This window comes from Corallococcus exercitus (assembly GCF_003611585.1).
Taxonomy (GTDB): Bacteria; Myxococcota; Myxococcia; order Myxococcales; family Myxococcaceae; genus Corallococcus; species Corallococcus exercitus.
The window spans coordinates 1-4,441 of record NZ_RAVW01000595.1 but is presented as its reverse complement, the minus strand read 5'-3'; the positions used below and the strand labels follow the sequence as shown (position 1 = coordinate 4,441).

The window sequence follows — 4,441 nt, the reverse complement described above, 5'->3', positions numbered from 1 at the left end:
GTGCGGGGTGCGGTGGGGACCTCCTCGGAGGTGTCCGTGACGGGCTTCGGTTCGTACCAGTCCCGCTCGCTGCTCTCGCATGCCCTGATGGAGCGGACGTCCTGTGAGGGCGCTTCCTGCAAGGCTCCACCGGTGTGGCTCGCGGGGACGGGAGCACCCGTGGGGCGCGTGGTGTCGCGCACGCTGTCCGGCGTGTTCCACGAGTGGGCGGGCGGAGGCCATGCGGCGATTGCCTGGACCCCGCGGTCGCAGCTGGGCGTGACGGCCTGGGGCGCGCGCCCGGTGTGGAGCGTGAAGGGCGCGGCGCTCGATTTCCGCTCCACGGCGGGCTACCCGGCGGGCGGCGCTTTCGGTGCGGTGGGCTTCGATGGTGCGTGGGGCCTGGGCGCGGTGGACCTCTTCGTGGAGGCGGCGCGCACGTTCGATGCGGCGCCGGGCGGAGGTGGCGGACCTGGCGTGCTCCAGCGCACGGTGGTGGCGGGCACGTCGAAGGAGCTGGAGCTGTCGCTGCGTGCCTACGGTCGCGGCTTCGCCAATCCCTACACCGGGGCAATGTCCGGGCCGGACGAGCTGGAGGGCTCACGGGCCCGGAATGAAGTGGGCGCGCGCGTCCGCTACCTGCATCGGTTGGAGGGCTCGCTGCGGCTGCGCGGGGAGGTGGATGCGTGGACGCTGCCGTCGGACGGTGCGGCGGTGGGCACTGCCGGCACGGTGAACCTGCGGGCCTCGGCCCGGGTGGACTGGCGGGCGCATGCGCTGTTCCAGCCGTCGCTGTGGGGTGAGTACCGGGACAAGGACGTCGGCGTGGCGGAGGACTGCTTCGACGGTTCGGGGGAGGAGCCCTGCTCGGGTTCGCTCTTGCGTGTGACGGCCCGGGTGAAGGCGGAGCTTCACGACGCCGTGTCCGTGGCGGCGCAGTACGCGCATGCGCGCGTGGATGATCCGGTGAACCACGGCGTGCGGCAGGACGCGCATGCGGTGGTGGAGACCCAGGTGCGGCCTTGTGAAGCCTTGAGGCTGCGGGGCCGCGCCGTGTGGAAGGACGAGGACCTGTCGACGCGCAACCGGCTGGAGCAGTCCTTCCGGGCCACGCTCGATGCGAGCTGGGCGACGGCCGACGCCGTGACGACGCGAGCCCGGTACGCGTGGGTCATCGACCTGAAGGACGCGCGAGGTGCCCGGACGCCGCCGGATGCGCCCCGGCACCTGTTCGCGCTGGAAGTGGAGACGCGGTTCTGAAGGGAGCGGAGTGTGGCGGCTTGGGCAGTGCGGGGATGGGGCGTGAGGCTGGGATTGGGATGGGTGCTGGGATGGATGGGGGCGTGCGGACTGCCCACGTGGGAGGAGGAGCCGCAAGCCTGTGAAGCGCTGCTGCCGGGGGACCTCGTCATCACCGAGTACCTCAACGACCCCACGGGCGCGGACACGGGCAAGGAGTACGTGGAGCTCCACAACCCCACCCGCGAGACCGTGGACCTGCTGGGCGTGACGCTCTTCACCGCGCGCGACGAGGCGGCCCAGGAGCGGGTCTACACGTTCGCCACGGGCCTGCCGGTGGATGCGGGGGCCTTCGTCGTGCTGGGCGACGTGCGCGAGGGGGCACTGCCGGAGCATGTCGATGGGACCTACGGGGATGCGCTCGGCGCGCTGGGGAACAGCGCGGGGCTGCTGGGCCTGCGGTGCGGGACGCGTGTGCTCGACACGGTGGCGCTTGGCGCGCCAGCGAAGTCAGGCGCGGCCCGGACCTATGACGGCCGGTTCGTGCCCGATGCGGAGGAGAATGACGACCTGTCGCGCTGGTGTGATGCGCCGGAGACCGCACCGGGCGGGCCGCGAGGCAGTCCAGGAAGCGCGAACACGCCGTGTCCCGCGCTGGTGGATGGCGGAGTGCCTTCCGGGGACGGAGGCCGCGTCACGACGTGCCTGCCGCCGGGAGCTGTCTCTCCCCGAGAGCTCCAGCCCCCGCGCCCAGGCGAGCTGATCATCACCGAGGTGATGGCCAACCCGCGAGGCGACGACACGGTGGGCGAGTGGCTGGAGGTCCGTGCCACCGCGCCCGTGGACCTCAATGGACTCACGGTGGGAACGGACACCTCCGGCACACGTCTGGAATCGGAGCGCTGTCTGTCCCTCGCGGCCGGAGAGTCCGCGCTGCTCGCGCGCAAGAAGGAGCCGGAGGTGAACGGCGGCCTGCCGGAGCCCCTGGCCACGTTCTCCGTGGACCTGCGCAACACGGGCGGGGTGGTCGCCGTGCGCGCGGGAGGCGTGCTCATCGACAGCGCGCTGTATGGCCCGGCCCAGGAGGGCGTGGCCACCCAGGTGTCCGCGCCGCTCACCGCCGACGCGAAGGGCAACGACGTCGCCGCGTCCTGGTGCGCGGCCACGGAGACCTATGGTGACAAGGGCAACCTGGGCACACCGGGGCGGACCAACCGCACCTGCACCGGGATGGACGCGGGCGCGGCGCAGGCAGGCTGCATCGACCGGACGACAGGACAGCCCCGCGCGCTCCGCACTCCCACCGTCGGCTCGCTGGTGCTCACCGAGTTCATGGCGGATCCCGCTGCCGTCCCGGATGCGCTGGGTGAATGGGTGGAGGTGCTCGCGCTGCGCGAGGTGGACCTCAACGGGGCGACGCTCGCCAACGAGGCGGGCAGCTCCATCCTGGAGTCCCCGCTGTGCCTGTCGATGAAGGCCGGGAGCTTCGCGGTCCTCGCTCGCGGCGACGACGCTTCGCTCAATGGCGGGGTGCCCGCCGTGATCGGCACGTTCGGGTTCGGCCTGGGCAACGGCGCGGGGGCCCACGTCCTCAAGCTGTCGGCACAGGGGGCCGTCCTGGACTCGGTGGCCTTCACGAGCGCCGCGACCCCCGGCGTGTCGTCACAGCTGGATTCGCGTGTGCGGGATGCCACCGGCAACGACGCGGCCAGGGCCTTCTGTCCCACGCCCGCTGGTGTGACGTACGGCGTAGGCGACCGGGGCACCCCGGGACGGGAGAACCGGACGTGCGCGCCATGAGGACTCGGGGCCTGGGGTGGCTGGTGCTGCTCACCGTCCTGTCCGCCTGTGGCGGCGGGGAAGGGGAGTGCGGACCGGCCACGGGCGTGGTGACGAAGGTCATCGACGGGGACACCGTGGTGCTCCAGGACGGTGAGCGGATCCGCTACCTGCTGGCGGATACGCCGGAGACGACGCAAGGCCACGACGACTGCTTCGGCGAGGAGGCCGCGGCGTTCAACCGCTCGCTCGTGGAGGGCCGCACGGTGCGGCTGCGGGACGCGGAGGCATGCACGGACCGCTTCGGACGGCGGCTCGCCTACGTGTCCGTGGACGGCCAGGACGTGAACGCGCTGCTCGTGCAACGGGGCTACGCGTGCACGCTGTTCGTCCCGCCGGCCGGAGCCTCCCGGCGCGGCGAGTTCGAGGCCCTGGAACTGGAGGCCCGGCGCTCTCGCCGGGGCCTGTGGGGCCGCTGCCCGGCGCCATGCCCCAGGGGCCGGCGCCCGCCAGCGTCCACGCTACGGCAGCGTGTCCATCACCGCCTGGTCCAGCTCCGAGTCCAGCGGCCAGGCCGCCGGGCGGCGCGACGTGGTGAGGTCCAGCGAGCCGTCCGTGAGCTTCGCCCCGAAGGCGTCCCCCACGAACAGCCGCACCTTGCGGACCTTCTCCCTGAGCACGTCGCCCACGTCAGGGACCTTGGCCAGCCGGGTCAGCACCTCGCCGGTGCGCTCGACGAGCCACGCCAGGGGCTGGATGTTGGCTTCCGACTCCAGCTCCGTGGCCGTGCCGAACTCCGCCGCCACCTTCGTGCCCCAGGCGCTGGACAGCTTGTCGGCCATCGCGGGCAGGTGCCGGCGCAGGTGCATGGGCGAGGACTCGGGCATCGACTTCGCGGGCGTGTCCAGCACCGTCGCGTCGTGCAGCGTGAGCGCCTCGATGATCCCGTCCGGCAGGAACGTCACGTCCAGGCCCTCCCCGCGCGAGCCGTAGCCGCCGGAGGTGATGAGCAGCACGCCGCGGCCCTGGCGGAACTCGCCGTACTCGCGGACGAGCCCCGTCACCTCGCGCCCGCTTCGCAGGAACACCGTCACCTGCGGCAGGTTCAGCGGCAGGCCCTCGTTGCGGCGGCGCATGAGGGTGCTCATGGCCTCCAGCACCTCCCAGACGCTGCGCACGTGACCCCGGGCCAGAGACTCCAGCGGATCCACCGGTGGGGGCGTGCTCATGACCGGCCCTCCTTCGCCAGGCCCTGTCCCTGGGGGCATCGCCCCGTCGCTGGCGTGTCCGCGCCCTGCCCACCGATGCTGCGTTCCACGAATGTCATGGCCTGCTGCCTCCCGTGTGCTTGGGAGACAGTTTCCTCCAGGTCCCCTGCGGGACCCAGCGGTTCGCAAGGGCCCTCCACGGCCGCCTGCCACCCCCCGGGGTTCCATCCCAGAGG

Annotated in this window: 2 protein-coding genes and 2 pseudogenes; 3 read left to right on the top strand and 1 reads right to left on the bottom strand. The window is 72.5% G+C overall.

The features are described 5' to 3' along the window. The 3 genes and pseudogenes from D7W79_RS39275 to D7W79_RS45490 all read left to right on the top strand — a co-directional run. Positions 1–1,239: pseudogene (locus D7W79_RS39275) on the top strand (hypothetical protein); the annotation flags it as partial. 42 nt (positions 1,240–1,281) lie between these two features. Further along, the gene (locus D7W79_RS39270) at positions 1,282–3,018 is read left to right on the top strand and encodes a lamin tail domain-containing protein (protein ID WP_338078849.1); all 1,737 of its coding nucleotides are present in this window, start codon (positions 1,282–1,284) and stop codon (positions 3,016–3,018) included. Next, positions 3,015–3,455: pseudogene (locus tag D7W79_RS45490) on the top strand (thermonuclease family protein); the annotation flags it as partial. The gene D7W79_RS39270 and the pseudogene D7W79_RS45490, both read left to right, overlap by 4 nt. A gap of 63 nt (positions 3,456–3,518) precedes the next feature. Here the strand turns inward: D7W79_RS45490 and D7W79_RS45485 are convergent. After that, a complete protein-coding gene (locus D7W79_RS45485; RefSeq protein WP_120530346.1) occupies positions 3,519–4,226 on the bottom strand; it encodes a hypothetical protein in 708 nt (235 codons plus the stop codon). Between the last annotated feature and the right edge of the window lie 215 nt (positions 4,227–4,441).

Bases quoted from the DNA above. Each gene is read 5' to 3' on its own strand.
- D7W79_RS45485 (WP_120530346.1), bottom strand. From the start codon at position 4,226: ATGAGCACGCCCCCACCGGTGGATCCGCTGGAGTCTCTGGCCCGGGGT.